This is a genomic window from Agriterribacter sp. (assembly GCF_035444585.1).
Taxonomy (GTDB): Bacteria; Bacteroidota; Bacteroidia; order Chitinophagales; family Chitinophagaceae; genus Agriterribacter.
On sequence record NZ_DAOMOZ010000031.1, the window covers coordinates 1 to 19182 of the forward strand.

The window sequence follows — 19182 nt, forward strand, 5'->3', positions numbered from 1 at the left end:
CAGGTTTTGTGACCATATTGGATAAAAACAATAAAGTGGTTTCCAATATCGGCGGGTCAGAACCGGTTTATAAAGATGGTAAACTTCAGCCCATGTCACAAACAGAAAAAATATTTGTTCACCCGCACGATGTATGCATAGATGACGAAGGAAGCATTTATGTGGCACAATGGGCATCCAATAAAGTATATCCATATAAGTTCAGCAGGGTGTGATGGAAAGTGGAAAGTGGTGAGTAGTGAAACCAACGCGGTCGGTACGCGACGAAGGAGCGCCAGATCGCGGGGAATTAAGCTGATAGCCCATAGCTGATAGCTGACTGCTGATAGCCAAAGAAAACAAACCGCTTTTTACAACATACAACGATTATTAAAATTACAGCAACATACATGCAAACAGTTAAAAGAATTGGCGGCGGGGTATTATTTGGCAGCATGGTCTTTCTTCTTTTTTTAGTTGTATTTGAAAGCTTGCTGCACATTCCCAACTGGCTTGCAGTGGCGGGCAGACTGCATCCGATGTTCCTTCATTTCCCTATCGTGCTGCTGCTGATCTCTTTTTTTACGATGTGGATCCCCGTAAGCAAAGGATCAGAAAATGAATGGCTCGGCTTGTTGCGGCTTGTTGCAGCTTTATCAGCGGCAATCACCGCCATCATGGGCATGCTCCTGTCACTTGAAGAGGTAAGCGGAGGAAATGTATTGCTCTGGCACAAATGGGGCGGGATCACTATTGCCATACTGGGCTTTCTCTTCTATTCGTACCACGACTTCCTGGCTAAACATATTGCATTCACAAAATTCTTTACGGTTGCCGCTACGCTGGCTATTATAGTAACAGGGCACTGGGGCGCCAATTTAACGCATGGCGTGGATTATGTACTGGCTCCCGTTTTAAAGCAGCAGAGAGAATTTGCGCCTCCCGAAAAAGCCATTGTATTTGCCGATGTGATACAACCCATCCTTGAAAGCAAATGCACAAGCTGCCACAGTACCTCAAAGCTCAAAGGCGAACTGTTGCTCGAAGATCTTAAAGGTGTTTTAGCAGGCGGTAAATCCGGACCACTGTTCATACCCGGTCAGCCAGACACCAGTTTAATGATCCGGCGCCTGCATTTACCGGTAAACGATAAAAAGCACATGCCCCCGGCTTCCAAACCTCAATTAACAGAAGCTGAATCTGCACTTTTATATGCATGGATCAAATCGGGTGCTGTAACGGAAAGTAAATTATTCAGCCTGCCGGAGCAGGATTCATTCCGGCTGCTGGCAACCGATTATTTACAGGCTGGTAAAAATGCCGATGAGCCGATGTATGATTTTAAAGCGGCAGATGAAAAAAAGATACTTGCTCTTAACAATAACTACCGCGTAGTGGTACCCCTGGGGAAAAATTCACCGGCGCTTTCGGTTAATCTTTACGGTCGCAGCATATTCTCCACCAAAGCCCTGGAAGAACTTCTGCCGGTAAAACAGCAGATCGTTGAATTGAACCTGTCGCGCCTGCCTGTTAAGGATGAAGATATGAAAGTGATCCGGCAACTGGTTAACCTGCAAAAGCTGAATCTCAATTATACCGATGTTACCGCAAATGGAGTGGAACAGTTAAATACATTGCAAAAGCTGCGCGAAATAACACTTTCAGGCACCGCTGTTACCGCTGCTGCATTGTCAAAAGTCCTGCCCCTGCCAGAACTGGCATCTGTATTTGTATGGGATACAAAAATTGATAGTGTGCAATTACAACCACTTAAGAAAAAATTCCCAAATGTTCACATTGAAACCGGCTATGTTGATAAGGGAGATGTGATCATAGCACTGAGCCCTCCCGTTATAAAAACACCACAGGGTATTTTTAATAAAACCACTACCCTTGAGATCAAACATCCTTTTAAAGGTGTGGATATACGGTACACCTTAGACGGAACACAACCCGACAGCGTAAGTGGAAAGCTTTATACCGAACCCGTTGCCATTGATCAATCCGTTACATTAATAGCCAGGGCTTACAAAAAAGGATGGTATGGAAGTGCGCCGGTACAGGCTGCATTTATCAGGCAGGGCTTTACACCCGATTCTATATCCTTCATTACCAGGCCCGATCCGAAATACAGTGCGGAAACACCCCGCTTACTCACGGACGGAACACTGGGTGATTATACCAATTTCTCTAACGGCGAATGGCTGGGATACCAGAAAAATGAAGCAGCGCTTTATTTGTTTTTTAATAATAAGATCAACCCAGGCAATGTGTTGCTGCAAATGATGCAAAATACGGGCGGTCATATTTTTCCTCCGGTGAAAATAGAAGTGTGGGGAGGAATGGATGAAGGACATATGCAACTACTGGGTAAGCTGTTCCCCCACCAGCCTGAAAAAAATGAATCCGCAAGATCCTTACAGGCAACCATTCCGCTAACAGCAGCGGAAGTGCATTGCCTGAGGCTCATGCTTTACCCTGTTGCTTCACTCCCTGCATGGCACAATAGTAAAGGAAGTCCCGCGTGGATATTTTTAAGTGAATTAGTGGTAAATTAAAGATCTCCTGACCAATATTTACATCTTCAGGGGGTGAGCCTGAAGATATGCCACTAACACGCTAAAACACAAAGTCCGGTCTCCAGGTCTGTTTTCTTCGTGCCTCTGTGGCAAATATTACTTTTTAGCCAGTTGCATGAAGCAAAACGATGCGATAATTTGAAAGGCACTTATCTTCAATCAATTGTTCCCGGTATAGTTTGTGATAAACGGTCGGATTACGCTTTGCCGTTTGCATTGCTATTCCATAAATAAAGTAATTTTGCCGGTCAAAAAGCCGAACAGTTCGGCGCATCAGCAAAGATTGGCAATAAACCTTATACATTACTGTTATGCTTCCTCTCCCGGGTAAAAGGCAGTATATCCTTTTATTTTTTATTGTTGGCATATGTTACCTGCTGGGTCTGTTTGTACCCCTTATGAACGGCGATGCTTCGCACCATGCCAACATTGCCCTTCACATGTACCAACATCATAATTATGTAGACTTGGTTGATCGTGGAAAAGATTACCTGGATAAGCCTCATTTGTTATTTTGGCTGGCTGCGGCAAGCTACCACATATTTGGTGTTACTCCCTTTGCTTACAAACTACCTTCATTGCTCTTTAGCATCGCCGGAGCATGGGCTACTTATAAAGCAGGGAAACGACTGTACAATCCGGAAACAGGAAAACTGGCTGCTTTAATACTGGTGTCGTCCCAGGCCTTCATACTCGCCTGCATGGATGTGCGTATGGACGCCATTCTTACGGCCTGTATCATTTTATCCTCCTGGCAGTTGCTTGAGGTCGCCATCGCAAAAAAGTGGTATAACATCATAGCAGCAGCCCTGTTCATGGCGCTGGGTTTTTCTACCAAAGGTATGGCAGGCATTGTTATTCCCTGTGCAGCATTGTTCTTCTACCTCCTGTATAAACGCGATTTTTGGCAGTTTTTCCGTATCAAATGGCTAGTCGTTGCGTTGCTCACCATTGTTTTCATGCTTCCGGTACTGTATTGTTATTATCTCCAGTTTGATCTTCATCCCGAAAAAGAGATCAGGGGAATGACCGGTATTTCGGGCATACAATTCATTTTATGGGGACAAAACATAGAAAGACTTGAAGGAGATAACTGGGGCGGAGGCAAAAGAGATTATTTTTTTTATTTCCATACACTGCTGTGGGCATTCCTGCCCTGGTCGCTTCTGGCTTATTACGCTGTGGGGAGCCGCATAAAAAGCTTGTGGACCATAAAACCGGCTTTCCTAAAAAATGCTGAAGCATTTACCATCGGCACCATCGCATTTGTATTCATATTGATTTCAGTCTCCCGGTTTCAGCTCCCGCATTACCTCAATATCATCTTCCCTTTCCTTTCTGTTTTAATCGCTGCAAAGCTTGTTGAACTGGATGACAGGGGTGCTTACCGGCATATACAGGTAATTGCCAGGTTGCAAATAAGCATCTCCATGCTGATGGTTATCCTCATTGCGGTATTGTATATATGGTTTTTCCCCGTTCATATTGTTTTTGTCTGCATACCCGCGTTAGCAGCGCTTTTGCTCATAAGCCGGTATGCCTTTGGCAGGCAAAAGCCGCTCTCTAAGATCGTTGCTGCAAGCGTTACCGGCATAGCATTGGTAAATATTGTTCTGAACGGTTTTTTTTACCCGCAGTTATTGCGTTACGAAGGTGGTTCAACCCTTGCCGGGCTTTCGCGGGAAAAACAAATTGACCCGGACGATGTTTATTATTATAATACCTATAATTTTGTATTTGATTTCGAGACCAAACATCTCGCACCGGCACTGTCTCTTGAGGAAATTATAAACAAATCCGGTAAACCCTACTGGCTTTTTACCGATACACCAGGATTGGATTCCTTAAAACAACGCAAGGTAACCGTTACGGAAACGATCGAAAGTGAACATTTTCATATTAGCCGGTTGAAACCTGCCTTCCTGAATCCGGCTACCCGGTCCAAAACGCTTGACAAACTGTACCTCCTGAGAATTTCACCTTAAAAATATTTTTATGATCCCGGAATTATCTATTATAATAACTGTTTTAAATGAACAGGAAAACATCAGTCACCTTGTAAGAAAATTAAAACATGATCTGTCGGGCATTGACTATGAAGTAATTTTTGTAGATGACGGCTCAACAGACGGTACACAAAGAGCGATCAGGAAAATTGCCGATGAAAGGATCACCATGATCGAGCTGAGAAAAAATTACGGGCAAAGCACAGCCATGACAGCCGGTATCCATCATGCAACAGGCAGGTATGTGGCCTTGCTGGATGGCGACCTTCAGAACGACAGCAGTGATATCCCGTTCATGCTTTATAAATTAAAATCAGAAGACTGGGATGTTGTGGCTGGCAATCGCAAAAACAGGCAGGATGGATTTATTTTACGTAAAATACCCAGCAGAGTTGCGAACTATTTTATAAGAAAATTTACGGGTGTGCATATCAAAGACTATGGATGTACGCTAAAGGTTTTCAAAAAAGAAATTGCGGATGACCTTGGATTATATGGTGAAATGCACCGCTTTATCCCGGTGCTGGCCAAACTACAGGGGGCCAGTATTGTGCAGGTAGATGTAAAACACCATCCACGCCAATTCGGACAATCAAAGTACGGGCTTGGCCGAACTTTTAAAGTGATGTCGGACCTGATCACCATGGTTTTCTTCAGAAAATACATACAAAAGCCCATGCACCTGTTTGGCACACTTGGCTTCATTATGTTCAGCATAGGACTGATCACAAATATATACCTGCTTGCTTTAAAAATGACGGGACATGATATATGGGGAAAGCCCCTGTTGATCCTGGGATTGTTGCTTTTGCTGGGCGGTATACAATTAATAACGCTGGGATTCTTGGCCGAGATCAGCATCCGCATTTACTTTGAAGCCGGGAATAAAAAAACATACCAGATCCGACGTATTGTACATGGACAGGAAAAGAGCCTGGAATATCATTAAACTTCTTTTAAAGCTGACTGTTACAGGTCTTACTTTATGGATCGTTTATACTAAAGTTGATCTTAATGCCTTATCCCGCATATGGAACAATGCAATAGTATGGCTTTTCGTGCCGGCATTGTTGTTCTTTGCACTTTCGCATTTCATTTCGTCTTTCCGCTTGCTGAATTTCTTTAAAAACATACAGCTACCAATATCTGTTAACCACAATATTATATTGTATGTACAGGGAATGTTTTACAATATTTTTTTACCGGGAGGCATTGGAGGCGACGGGTATAAAATACTAACCCTTCGTAAGCAATACAGCACAGCATCCAAACAAATTTTCAGTGCTGTTTTTTTTGATCGCCTGAGCGGATTATGGGCACTGACCTTTCTTATTGTATCGCTGTCATTGTTCGTTCCGCTGTTCAACCGGTATACCTGGCCCATAGCAGGTGTTTTTGCGGCAGGCAGCATTATATATTACTTTGTTATCCGCTCCTTTTTCAGTGCACATAGTACCCGTTTTTTCAAAACACATTTTTTGGCCCTGCTGGTGCAAAGCTGCCAGCTTGTTTCGGTTGCATTTATTTTAAAGGCCCTGGGTTGCCACGAATTCTATTTCGCTTATTTCACCATATTTCTTTTATCGTCGCTGGCAACGCTTTTTCCTTTCAGCATAGGTGGCCTGGGCGCCCGTGAAATTGCCATCGTTTGGGCGGCTTCTTTGCTTCAGCTCAACAATGACCTGGCCGTTTCTGTAAGCCTTTGTTTTTATGCTATCTCCGCAGTCTTATCGCTATCGGGTATATTTGTTGTATTTTATTCTCAAAAAGCAGCAACCCATGCTCAACAAAACGCTGATGATCCGTTACCACCCCGTTCTTAACTTTCATGAAAAATTCACGAAGGGTCATGGGCTCTACACTTTTATAAAGGAGGCGATATAAAAAGCCTGGGATAGAAGATATGCCGCTAAGCCCCTAAAATGCAAAGCCCTGATCCTCATGTTTTATTTCTTCGTGCCCTGGTGACAAAACTTTATTTTTCAGACAGCACTTTGTAAAAGATCCGCAGGTATGGTTTATAACTGACCTAAAAAAATAAATGGGTTGCATGCTATACCACATAAAAATTTTATCTTTTGCATCCAAAATACGCATGCAGATGAAATGCGTTGATCAATACTTTAAGCATTAAATCGTTTTTTAAGCAGGTATTAATGATAAAAATAAAAACAAACTTAGAACCATCCGGCTGCACCAATAAGCTGAAAAAATTCTGGGATATTTCGGAAAAGAAAATTGCTCTTATTGAAAAAAATTACGACCCATTCAAAGGCTCACCGGTTTTTACCGTTAATGGTCATTATACCACAAGAGGCTGGACAGAATGGACACAGGGCTTTCAATATGGTTCCGCCATTTTACAATACGATGCCACAGGAGAAAAACCGTTACTGGAACTTGCCCGTAATAAAACAGTTGCCGCAATGGCGCCTCATATCAGTCATACAGGCGTGCACGATCATGGATTCAATAATGTAAGCACTTATGGAAATTTGCTGCGCCTGATGCACGAAGGGAAAATCCCTTATAATGAATGGGAAAGGAATTTCTATACACTGGCACTGAAAATTTCCGGCGCTGTGCAGGCCAGCCGCTGGACCATCATAAAAGAGGGCGGCTATATTTACTCATTCAACGGGCCGCATTCTCTTTTTGTAGATACCATCCGTTCTGTTCGGGCACTGGTAACTGGTCATTGCCTCGGCCATTTTTTGCAGGCGGAAGGCGATCAAAAGATCAGCTTGCTGGATCGCGCCATTCAACACCTTACAGCCACAGCCAAATATTCCATATTCTATAACGAAGGGCGTGACATATACGATGTTTGGGGGCGCACTGCGCATGAAAGTATTTTTAACGTAAAAGACGGCAATTTCCGCTGCCCCAATTCACAGCAGGGCTATACCGGCTTCAGCACCTGGACAAGGGGGCTGGCCTGGGCCATGTGCGGGTTTGCAGAAGAGCTTGAATGGTTCAATGTGATAGCTGAAAGTGATCTTGCAGGGCATACCCCAAAAGAGCATTTTATTTCACTGCTGCTTAAGGGGGCTAAGGCAACCTGTGATTTTTATATTGATCACACACCCTCCGATGGAATTCCATATTGGGATACAGGCGCTCCCGGTTTGAATAAACTGGGGGATTATTTGAATAAACCCGCCGACCCCTTTAATGATTCTGAGCCTGTGGACAGCTCCGCAGCAGCCATTGCAGCGCAGGGATTGCTAAGGCTCGGCAAATACCTGCAGGGCAAAGGAGATATAGAAAACGGCACCCGCTACTGGCAGGCAGGACTCACGGTACTGGATACCCTGCTTGATGAACCTTACCTGAGCACAAACCCGGATCACCAGGGATTGATCCTGCATTCCATTTATCACCGTCCCAACGGGTGGGACCATATACCGGAAGGCAGTAAAATTCCATGCGGAGAATCAAGCATGTGGGGCGATTATCATGCCCGTGAAGCCGCTCTTTATTTGCAAAGAGTGATCAACAATGAACCGTACTATACTTTTTTCAATATTCAATGAAAACAGAAGAACATACAGATCTTTCGCGGTTGTGCATACACACCATTACTACCAAACCGTGGAATATAGAAGAAGCTGCGCAAAACTATGCTGCAGCCGGCGTTAAGGGTATTACCGTTTGGCGCGATGCACTGGATGGAAGGAATATCAGGCAAACAGGCAATATGCTTCGGGGGGAGAATTTAACCGTCGTATCACTTTGCAGGGGAGGATTTTTTGCCGATAAAGATGCCCGGAAAAGAAAACTGGCGATAGACGATAACAGGAAGGCGATAGCAGAAGCCGCTGAGTTGGAGGCGCCCATGATCGTGTTGGTTTGCGGCGCCGACCCATCCCAATCTTTAGAGGAATCGAGGAAACAGATCCATGATGGTATTGCTGCTGTAATTCCCGATGCAGCAGCCGCCGGGATAAAGCTGGCCATCGAACCGCTTCATCCCATGTACGCCGATACACGTTCTGCTGTTAATACTTTGGCTCAGGCAAACGATATGGCAGAAGCGTTGCATTCGCCATGGATAGGCGTGGCGGTTGATGTATACCATTTGTGGTGGGATCCGGATCTGGAGAAAGAAATAAAGCGTTGCGGGCAAAATAAGCACCTGCTGGCTTTTCATATCTGCGACTGGAAAACACCAACAACCGATTTATTGTTCGACAGGGGCCTGATGGGCGAAGGCTGCATCCCCGTTAAACAGATCAGGGAATGGGTGGAAGCCACGGGGTTTAACGGGTTCAATGAAGTGGAAATTTTTTCCAATACTTTCTGGAAAGAAGACCAGTCAGAGTTTTTAAAGAAGATCGTTAAAGCGTACAGGGAACATTCGTGAAGTGAATAGCGAATGGTGAGAGACGTGAGAAGTTGAATCAACTCCTTACTAAACCTACGTGGACCTACGATTCTATGTGTTGAATAGAATAACTTCAAAAATATAAATACAATAAAAACACAACAGATACAATTACAATATGAAAACGCATAACACAGGCATCATCATGAACGGCGTCACCGGGCGCATGGGCACCAACCAGCATTTGTTGCGGTCTATCATGGAAATCATAAAGCAGGGTGGCGTAAAGGTTGGCTCCGGCGAAACCATTATGCCCGACCCCATACTGGTTGGCCGTGATGAAAACAAATTGCAAAAGTTGTGTGCCTTAACCGGTATCAGTAAAATGAGCACCAATCTGGACGAGGTGCTGGAGGAGAAAAACAATATTATTTACTTTGATGCACAAACCACCGGCCGGCGTGCAGCGGCGGTACGCAAAGCGGTTAAAGCCGGGAAACATATTTACTGCGAAAAGCCCATAGCGGTGAGCACAAAAGAAGCAATGGAGTTGTACGAGTTGTGTAAACAGGCAGGAGTAAAAAACGGTGTGGTGCAGGATAAACTGTGGCTGCCCGGTATTGTAAAGCTTAAGCGACTGATCCGGCAGGGCTTCTTTGGCAAAATACTTTCGGTACGCGGCGAATTTGGGTACTGGGTATTTGAAGGCGATTCTATCCCTGCACAAAGACCTTCGTGGAATTACAGGAAAGAAGACGATGGGGGTATTATTGTTGACATGCTTTGCCACTGGCGTTATGTGCTCGACAATGTGTTCGGTAAAGTGAAAGCGGTATCCTGCCTCGGCGCCACGCATATCCCCGAAAGAATGGATGAACAGGGCAAAGCCTACAAATGCACGGCAGACGATGCTGCCTATGCTACATTTGAACTGGAAAACGGTATTATTGCGCAATTCAATTCGTCATGGACGGTGAGGGTGAGGCGCGATGACCTGCTGACCTTGCAGGTAGATGGCACCAAAGGCTCTGCGGTGGCGGGCTTACGCGAATGTTATATCCAGCATTATGGCAACACACCCAAACCGGTATGGAATCCCGACATTGCTCAACCAATAGATTTTTTTGCGGGGTGGTCGAAAGTACCTGAACAGGAGATCTACGATAATGCCTTTAAAGCACAATGGGAGTTATTTTTAAAACATGTAGTAAAGGATGAGCCTTTCCCCTGGGATTTGCGCGAAGGCGTGAAGGGCGTTCAGCTTGCAGAAAAAGGGCTCGAGAGCTGGAGTAAAAGATGCTGGGTAAATATTCCGGAACTTTAATGATTCATTACAATGAAAAAAGTAGCATTGGTAACAGGAGGCAGCAGGGGCATTGGACTGGGCATTGCCGTACAGTTAGCGGCAAACGGTTTTGATCTGGCCATTAACGGCATGCGCCCGGCAGCGGATGTGGAAGATGCAATAAAGCAATTACAAAACCATGGCAGTGATGTGATCTATTGCCGCGGCAGTATAGCTTTATCTGCCGGCAGGGAGCATATAATCAACGAAGTAAGGAAACACTATCAAAGGCTTGATGTACTGGTAAACAATGCCGGTATGGCGCCGGGGCAGCGCAATGACATTCTTGAAGCAACGGAAGAAAGTTATGATGAAGTGATGAACACCAATTTAAAAGGCAGCTATTTTTTGATGCAGAAAGCCGCCAACTGGATGATTGAACAAAAGAAAAAGGATATAGCATTCAGTGGGTGCATCATCAACATCTCTTCCATGTCGGCCACAGTAGCTTCTGTAAACCGTGGCGAATATTGCCTTTCCAAAGCCGGGCTCAGTATGGCCACTCAGTTGTTTGCTGTAAGACTGGGCACATTTAATATTCCTGTTTATGAAGTGCGGCCAGGCATTATCCGCACCGATATGACAGCAGGCGTGAAAGAAAAATACGATAAATTGATTGAAGAAGGATTATGCGTGCAGCAGCGCTGGGGCGAGCCGGAGGATGTAGGCAGAGCAGTGGCAGCACTTGCAAAAGGTGATTTCATGTATTCAACCGGGCAGGTAATTATGGTAGACGGGGGATTAACGATCCCGAGATTATAAAAGGAACAGCAATCCCTATGGTGAACCCATGTGCCTATGATCCTATGTATCCAAAAATAAAGCCAAAAACACATAGGCACAATAGGAACATAGGAACACCATAGAGAAAGAGAAGCCATTTACTAAAAAATATCAGAAGACCCACCTTATGTGAACCTATGTGCCTATGATCCTATGCGTCAGAAAAACACACTAATACATAGACACAGTAGACAGACAAAGCATATCACACATCATTACATTTACCTATAATGCAAAAAAGAATACAGATCATTCAAATTGCACTCCTGCCCTTACTGCTTTTTTGGGCGTCCTGCCATTCGGGCTCATCGCGACAGGATATGATTTCCTCCGACTCTGCCGTTGTTGCGTCCGGCAAAGCCCTGTTTGATCAATACTGTACAAACTGCCACAATATGCAGCAAAATGGTATCGGGCCGAAGCTGGCAGGCATAACCACCGAAGTTCCTGCGGAATGGTTGCGTCACTTTATCCTTAACCCGGATCAAACCATTGCATCGGGCGATGAAAGAGCAAACCAACTGTTCAGGGAATATAAAACCATGATGCCTTCTTTTACCACGTTCAAAGACGATGACATAAATGCACTGATCGCTTTTCTGAATGTGCATCGGTCTTCTGCCAAAAAGGAAGCGGATAAAGGATTAGCGGATCCTATTCCAGAACGGATAATATTCAGCGGACTGGTAGTAAATCTTACACAGATCACACAATTCCCTGCCACTTCGGTTGAGGGTAAAAAACCGCTGGCACGAATTACCAAGCTCGACTTTGAACCTGCTACCGGCAGCCTATTCGTAAATGACCTTAACGGGAAGCTCTATAAAATAAAGGATGGAAAGCCGGTATTGTATATGGATATCATCCGGCTGAAACCAAAATTTATTCATCAGCCCGGACTGGGTACAGGTTTGGGTAGCTTCGCGTTCCATCCCAACTTTGTAACAAACGGTCTCTTTTATACCACACATACCGAACCTCCCCGTACAGCAAAAGCCGAATTTGGTTTTGATGATTCCATTAAGGCAACAGTACAATGGGTGCTAACGGAATGGAAAGTAAAAGAACCGGCTGCTGACCATTTTACCGGAAGCAGCCGCGAGCTGTTCCGGGCCGATATGGTGGGCGGCATTCACGGCATACAGGAAATCACTTTCAACCCGCTTGCGAAACCCGGTGATGAAGATTACGGACTATTGTATATCGCTGTTGGAGACGGCGGCTCCGTTGAAAACGGCTATCCATTTTTAGCAGCGAACAAAAACAAAATATGGGGTACCATTCTTCGCATTGATCCCCTCGGACGGAACAGTGTCAATGGGAAATACGGCATTCCCCCAGAAAATCCGTTGCTTCATACCTCTCCAAAAACGATGCCCGGAGAAATTTACGCTTATGGATTCAGGAACCCGCACCGTATTACATGGACAAAAAACGGCGATATGCTGGTCTGCAATATTGGTCAGCATCATATTGAATCGGTAAATCTTGTACATCCCGGTAATGATTACGGCTGGCCGATCAGGGAAGGCCGTTTTGTGATAGATCCCAATGGAGATATCAATAACGTATACCCGCTGCCCGCGAACGACAGTGCATACAAGATTACCTATCCCGTTGCCGAATTTGATCATGATGAAGGCGTGGCCATTTCAGGAGGGCTGGAATATTGGGGAGATGCTATTCCTGAATTAAAAGGAAAATATTTTTTCGGTGATATTCCTTCCGGCAGGTTATATTGCTTAAACACTGCAGATATCCGGCAGGGGAAACAGGCAGCTATTGAGGAATGGAACATCACAATAAACAATGCTTCAACCTCTCTTGTACAAGCCTGCGGCAGCAGTCGTGTTGATCTGCACTTTGGCAGGGATGCACAGGGCGAATTGTATATATTGATCAAAGCGGATGGGAAATTGTATAAGCTCACCAGTGCAAAACAAACAATGTGATATGATAACAAAAGACCCTTCTGCAATAACGGCAATACAAACTGATTCCAGAACCACTATTCAGCACCTGTTATGCCTTCCCGTTTTGGTGGCCGCACTGGGATACATGGTAGACATGTACGATCTGTTCCTCTTCAGCATTGTTCGCGTGCCCAGCTTACAATCATTAAATCTTTCAGGTGAAAGCATCATGAAAGACGGGCTCATGTTACTGAACCTGCAAATGGCAGGCATGCTGATCGGCGGGATTGTATGGGGCATTATGGGCGACAGAAAAGGGAGGCTATCTGTTTTGTTTGGCTCCATATTGATTTATTCTTTAGCCAATATCGGCAACGGGTTTGTAACTTCTGTGGGCGCTTATGCTGTATTGCGGTTTATTGCCGGCTTCGGGCTTGCAGGTGAGCTGGGTGCGGGCATTACACTGGTATCTGAAATTTTACCGAATAAAATCCGCGGATATGGTACAACGTTAGTTGCTACCATGGGTGTAATGGGTGCATTGCTTGCCTATCTCGTATCGTATTTTTTCGACTGGCGGGTATCCTATTTTATTGGTGGCGGGCTGGGGCTGCTGCTGATGGTTTTGCGCATCAGGGTATTTGAGTCGGGCATCTTTATAAAGCTGAAAGAGAAAAAAATAAAGCGGGGCAATGTGCTGATGCTGCTGAACAACAAAAAGAGGCTGTTAAAGTATATCAACGGAATTATTATTGGAATGCCCATATGGTTTGTGGTGGGCATATTGATTACCTTTTCTCCCGAATTCGGGCAGGCGCTGGGGCTCAACAAACCCATTGATGCCGGCAAAGCTGTAATGCTTGCTTTTTCGGGACAGGTGGCAGGAAACCTCGCCAGCGGCTTTTTAAGTCAGTATTTGCAGAGCCGTAAAAAAGCGATCCTGCTGTTTATACTGATCTCCCTTTCACTTGTGGTCATCTACCTGCTGGCTCCATTCCAAACTGCCACATGGTTTTATGTGGTTTGTGCCTGCCTGGGCTTTTCAAGCGGCTACTGGACGCTTTTCATAACCGTGGCCGCGGAGCTTTTCGGATCCAACCTCAGGGCAACGGTTGCCACTACCATACCCAACTTTGTAAGGGCTACCGTTATACCGTTAACCGCTCTGTTTGTATTGATGAAAAGCCACACCGGGATCATTTACGGAGCATTGATCACAGGATTGATCGCTTATACTCTGGCGATAGTTTCACTTTTTTATCTGGAAGAAACCTTTAAAAAAGATATGAATTATACAGAAGAAGGATAAGCCGTTCAAAACAGGGTTCCTGACTTTCCAAAGGTTGGAAACCCTGTACAAACTAATGCTACATGCTGTATAAAATACGGTGAAAAAGATCAATCTTTTAGTATCGGGGGCACCCGAACTATGGTCCAATCCCTGGTGATATCCAATAATGGAGCGGGTATTTCGGCGCTGTTGCTATGGATGATGCCCTTCCACTTTCCCGACCGTTTGATCAGCGCCACGTCTACACGGCTCTCCAGATGAATATTCAAACTTCCGCCCTGAAACGTTTTCAATCCGCCGCAGGCAAGCGCTTCCACTTCTCCTTCTGCATTCATCCGGATGCCTGTAACACCAATAGCATCAACGTTCGCCTGCTGCCCATCAATATTTATTTTTCTCTGGATGGTATCGCCTAAAGGGTGGCGCTCTCCGGAGATAAATATACGGGTACCGTCTATCAGCGTAAGTTGCCCTGCGGCTTTAGGCATCACAGAGGCCGGAAACGCCGATACCGTATGTTCCTCCCCTTCTGTTTGCACCGGAACACTTTTTGATTTTAGCACGTCCGTTACCAACCCAACCACAGATGTTGCACCAGCATCCGTGGCAGCAATTCCCATCGCGCTGTTCCCATCGAAAGGTTCAGCATTAAAATCTACGGTCCAGTTGCCCACCCTGAACAATGCCGTTTTGCCGGCTTCGCCCGCCTTTCTGAAAAATGCTGCAACAGACTGTTTATCGTATTGAGGATGATAAAAAATCACTGCTTCGTATTGCTGGAGGCCATACTGAACCTTACCGTTTTCATTTATGATCAGTGAGCCATTTACAATTTCGCTGCTGGGAATAAGGTCTGCATAGTACCCGGCTTTCCATAATGCATTCGCTACATTCAATCCTACATCGGCAAAGTTGCTTGTGTCAGTCCAGTTAAGCGCCGCCGGATGACCAAAAACAACAGCTACCTGGCAATCGGGAGGCGTTTCTGAAATATAATTCAGTAAACTTATCCTGCTTTCAACAAGCATTACACTATCTTTTAACAGCGATGTCTGCATCTGCTCTATGGGCACGGGCCACAAAGGGTGATAATTTAAACGACCGCCCGCCAGCGCTGCCCTCCAGATATCTTTATAATAGGGTTTGATCGTTTTATCGTAATACATATTGAACCACAGCGGACTGTACATTTTTTTTGACAATGACGTTCGTACGCTGAATGGTGTGGCTTCGTCGGTTTGTGCAAGATCTCTTTTAGAAGTCCACCAGCTCAACCCGTTCTTAAATATCTCCCTGTTATCGGGATAAGGGAACCAGGTTGGATGGGTTCCCGACATGGCATCTTTACCCAGTATTTCCTTTATAGCATGATAGTAATCTGTTTCTATTTCTCCATTTCGCGTACTGTACATCTCCATATAGTTATTGACGGCGCCTACTCTTTCTGCTTCATATCCCGTTTCACCCATGCTCATCAAAAGCATATCCCGCAGTAAATCCCTGCCCGAGTTCCGTTGCGCATATACTTTTGCCATGCCGGCAGAATACCACAGCTCATCGGTGGGCGTGGTAAACCTGCCGGGAAACCCCCATTCATCTTTGCAGGCGCCTGCTAATGATGCATCAGCATACTGTTGCAATATTTCACGCTGGTAAGACAACAGGTGTGGAGCAAATACGTCGGGCGTATTTACTGTAAAAGCTACCAATGCACAAGCAGTGGTGGCAGCGTCTTCTATTGCTCCATTGATGCTAACATGCACACTGTCCTGGCTCTCAACAGCAACAGCCTTCCCGCTGATATCTTTTACAGTACCTGATTTTATCAGACCATTTTTTTTCTGATAGCTATATACCCTCAACAGTTTTGCGCTTACCACATCATAAGGCGTTCGCCCATACGTGTAATGATCTCCAAAACCATGTCCTTTAACTCCGATAGAAGGCAGATCTTTTTTGTTTAACGGGAATTCCTTTATGAAAACGATCTGCTGCAACTCACCGGGATACTTTTCCCGGAAGCTGTCCCGTGCCAGGCGTATATCCAGATCCATAACGATTGCCATACCCTTTTCACGGGCATACAGCGAAGCGGCTTTTATCTGTTTATATACCTCCGGATCTGTAAGGTCTCCGGGATACCGCAGGCTGGTGGTAAGCAGTTTGAAAGGAGAATACTGCTCATGCAGGTCTATGAACTTTTTATATCCATCACCGGTAAATTCCTCTTTCTGCCAGAACCAACAGCCTATTGAAGGCCAGGAGGTTTTGATGATATTGCTGTCCTGGTGGTTAAGGGGTATTTGTACAGATCGTTCAACCCGGCTGTCTTTCGATATCTGTGCGCCGTTGTCGCAACCCATTATTATCAATAGTATTGCAATGGCGGCGGCGTTGTTCAGATTGATCCTGCTATAATGCTTCATAATTACATATATGTTCTTAACAAACAAGAGATATTTCTTTTCTGATGTACCTATCCCATTTCTTCTTTGTGAATATGCCCCTTACCAACAAAACCAACACCACTATCAATCGTACCGGTATTCCAGTTCAACAATGCCTCATCCGGAACGATTTTTATAGGTGTGATGTGCGAATCAGAAGATTCATTATAGGCTTTGTTAGATGCCCGGTTATAGCAGGATATCAACGACCAGCGGGCCGAATCGGAGAGATTGGCCTCTGAGCGGTGCAGGATATTGCTATGAAAGAACAGCACATCTCCCGGCTTTAATTCAACGTATACCAAATCCATCGTTTTTAAAGCAAGCTCTACATAGTGTAGAGCTGCTCCCACCTGTTCTCCTGAAAAACCGTGTTCCACACGTCCCATCTTATGCGAGCCTCTGATAACCTGCAGGCATCCGTTCTCTTTATTCCCTTCTGTAATGGCGATCATCACCGATATCATTTGATCCGGGAACAGGAACTCATTCTTATACCAGTAACCATAGTCCTGGTGCCATTCCCAGGCTCCACCCACTTTGGGTTCTTTCTGCATCAGCTTACTGTGAAAGTGGCAAACAGGAGCATTACCATCCAATAGTTTATCTACCGATTTAACAATCCTCTCGCTCCTGGTCAGCAATCCGTACACATCATTGCCCGGTATATACCAGGAAGTTAACCTGGTTTTTTTACCCGATTTATCATTCAGGTCCAAAGCATTGTTTTTGATAACACCATCTTTCAATGCAATAGAAGATAACTTCAGGGTCTCTTCCTCAGAAAGAAGTCCTTTTACAATAAGGTATCCGTCTGTATTAAATGAATCAATCTGTTGTTGATTTAATTGAAAGAATGCCATATTCTGTTCTCTTTATTTTTTTTAATAAGGTTTCCTGTTTTTAGAAGTTTGGTCCGGCAACATCCCACCAAAGCCTGGTGCCGCCATGATCGGGTCCGCCCAACAAAGTAACCCCTTTTTGCACTTCAGCCTCATTGGTTACATATTCAGAACCGGGGTAGTTCATTCTTCTGATCTGTATTTCAGTGCTGATGGTACCACCGCTATTGTTGACAACAACGGGAAACAGTTTAGGATATCCTGTTCGGCGGAATGTAGACCATGCCTCTGTTCCGCTACCAAAATTGGCAATCCACTGTTGGGTAATAATCCGTTCCAGCTTCTCTTCATTACCCGCGCTTTCATCCCACCTGATCGTAATATCGGAAAGTGCTGCAATATTGTTGGCTGGCGTAACAGGATCTGCATAATCATCCGGCATGCTCACGTTATCTCCGATATAGGCAGCTGCCTCTGCCGTTAATCCCCACTGTTCAAAGGAAGCTCTAATGCCATCCTCATACAGATCCTGCGCAGTGCCTCCCATCTCCCATCCTCTTAAGGCCCCTTCTGCGCGTAGAAAATATACTTCCGCTGCATTCATCAACTGCATGGGTGATGTTCGGCTAAATGCAGTAGCAGAAACATTTGAAAATGGTAAATAATCTGCCTGCGCTTTTATATCGCTCCCCACCCGTACGCCTACATATTCGCCGGGAATTATTGTTGAAGTCTCAAAATATTTTTCCCTCCTGGGATCATTATAACCGTTCATGTAAGAAATGATTGCCGCCCCTGCAATCCCGTCTCTCCATTCCCTGCAGGATACATAAACGGTATTTAATCCGCCTGAAACATAGGCATTATCACTACTGCCTGTAAATACGCCGCCTCCCGAAGGATCCAGGGATTTTTCTGCTTCTGTTCTCGCTCTTTCGGGATCTGCTTTTACGATCCGCATAGCCAGCCGGAGCCTGAGGGAGTTAGCATATCTGATCCACTTTGTATAATCTCCGTTGTAAATCCTGTCGAACTTTTTAAACGGCGTGGCACCGGGATGCCCGGCCACATACTGCACCAGTGTTGCAACGGCCCCATCCAGCTCAGTAAAAAAAGCATTGTAGAGATCTGGCTGGCTATCATAAGCCACCGAAGTGCCTCCCGTTCCAAACTGACTGTAAGGAGCAGGGCCATATATGTCGGTAACTTTGTGCATGCCTGCTACCCGCAATATTTGAGCCACCGCCCAAAAATCGGGCGCTAGTGTTTCTGCGCCACGCCTTTTGATTTCGTTAATGGGAGACATAATGGAATTATACCCCACTCCAAAAAAACTGTACGGTTCCCATCCTGCAAACAGGAAATAATTCGGGTTCCACACACCGGGTAAAGTAACCATAAAATAGCCACCCCAACTACCGCAGGAAATAATTTCCACTACATCGGCAGATATGGTATTGGCACCATTACTGGGGTAAACCGAGTTCTGTATATCAGGAAAGAAAGCGCCTATGCTGTTAAAATCTGCCTGCAATTGCTCGTCTGTTATGCCGTTGGGGTCTTTGTTATACGATTCGAAATTTTTTGTACAGGCGCCGAATAGCAGCACAGTACACCCTGATATAATTAAAAGCGCAATACGCATGTTTGTTCTGAGTTTCATTGTAATT

The 19182-nt window shown here is 45.1% G+C and carries 13 protein-coding genes and 1 pseudogene; 11 read left to right on the forward strand and 3 right to left on the reverse strand.

The genetic code is table 11. The features are described 5' to 3' along the window. The 11 genes and pseudogenes from PLH26_RS05375 to PLH26_RS05425 form a co-directional block, all read left to right on the forward strand. Positions 1-215: pseudogene (locus tag PLH26_RS05375) on the forward strand (6-bladed beta-propeller); the annotation flags it as partial. A 174-nt stretch (positions 216-389) separates the two neighbouring features. Continuing rightward, positions 390-2537 carry a c-type cytochrome domain-containing protein gene (locus tag PLH26_RS05380; protein ID WP_324584969.1) on the forward strand — a complete coding sequence of 716 codons (2148 nt, stop codon included), beginning with the start codon at positions 390-392 and terminating at the stop codon, positions 2535-2537. A 332-nt stretch (positions 2538-2869) separates the two neighbouring features. Further along, positions 2870-4543 (forward strand): glycosyltransferase family 39 protein, encoded by a 1674-nt coding sequence (locus tag PLH26_RS05385; protein ID WP_324584970.1) that lies wholly within the window; start codon positions 2870-2872, stop codon positions 4541-4543. A gap of 10 nt (positions 4544-4553) precedes the next feature. Continuing rightward, the gene (locus tag PLH26_RS05390; RefSeq protein WP_324584971.1) at positions 4554-5513 is read left to right on the forward strand and encodes a glycosyltransferase family 2 protein; all 960 of its coding nucleotides are present in this window, start codon (positions 4554-4556) and stop codon (positions 5511-5513) included. Then, a complete protein-coding gene (locus tag PLH26_RS05395) occupies positions 5482-6387 on the forward strand; it encodes a lysylphosphatidylglycerol synthase transmembrane domain-containing protein (protein WP_324584972.1) in 906 nt (301 codons plus the stop codon). The genes PLH26_RS05390 and PLH26_RS05395 overlap by 32 nt, the downstream gene beginning before the upstream one ends. A gap of 333 nt (positions 6388-6720) precedes the next feature. After that, positions 6721-8100: a glycosyl hydrolase gene (locus PLH26_RS05400; protein WP_324584973.1), complete on the forward strand. Its 1380-nt coding sequence runs from the start codon at positions 6721-6723 to the stop codon at positions 8098-8100. Continuing rightward, positions 8097-8930 (forward strand): sugar phosphate isomerase/epimerase family protein, encoded by an 834-nt coding sequence (locus PLH26_RS05405; RefSeq protein ID WP_324584974.1) that lies wholly within the window; start codon positions 8097-8099, stop codon positions 8928-8930. The genes PLH26_RS05400 and PLH26_RS05405 overlap by 4 nt, the downstream gene beginning before the upstream one ends. 139 nt (positions 8931-9069) lie before the next feature. Continuing rightward, complete coding sequence (locus PLH26_RS05410) at positions 9070-10215, forward strand: Gfo/Idh/MocA family protein (protein ID WP_324584975.1); 1146 nt, start codon at positions 9070-9072, stop codon at positions 10213-10215. Between the two features lie 12 nt (positions 10216-10227). Then, on the forward strand, positions 10228-10998 hold the full coding sequence (locus tag PLH26_RS05415; RefSeq protein WP_324584976.1) for a 3-ketoacyl-ACP reductase: 771 nt from the start codon (positions 10228-10230) through the stop codon (positions 10996-10998). Between the two features lie 251 nt (positions 10999-11249). Next, positions 11250-12971: a PQQ-dependent sugar dehydrogenase gene (locus tag PLH26_RS05420; RefSeq protein ID WP_324584977.1), complete on the forward strand. Its 1722-nt coding sequence runs from the start codon at positions 11250-11252 to the stop codon at positions 12969-12971. Position 12972: 1 nt separating this feature from the next. Beyond that, entirely contained in the window at positions 12973-14241 is a 1269-nt protein-coding gene (locus PLH26_RS05425) for an MFS transporter (protein ID WP_324584978.1), read from the forward strand. Positions 14242-14330: 89 nt separating this feature from the next. Here PLH26_RS05425 and PLH26_RS05430 read toward each other — a convergent pair whose 3' ends face one another. The 3 genes from PLH26_RS05430 to PLH26_RS05440 are packed head-to-tail and all read right to left on the reverse strand — an operon-like array spanning position 14331 to position 19175. After that, positions 14331-16649 (reverse strand): hypothetical protein, encoded by a 2319-nt coding sequence (locus tag PLH26_RS05430; RefSeq protein ID WP_324584979.1) that lies wholly within the window; start codon positions 16647-16649, stop codon positions 14331-14333. A gap of 50 nt (positions 16650-16699) precedes the next feature. Continuing rightward, the gene (locus PLH26_RS05435) at positions 16700-17533 is read right to left on the reverse strand and encodes a phytanoyl-CoA dioxygenase family protein (protein ID WP_324584980.1); all 834 of its coding nucleotides are present in this window, start codon (positions 17531-17533) and stop codon (positions 16700-16702) included. Between the two features lie 40 nt (positions 17534-17573). After that, positions 17574-19175, reverse strand: a complete 1602-nt coding sequence (locus PLH26_RS05440) for a RagB/SusD family nutrient uptake outer membrane protein (protein ID WP_324584981.1) — start codon at positions 19173-19175, stop codon at positions 17574-17576. Positions 19176-19182: the final 7 nt, after the last annotated feature.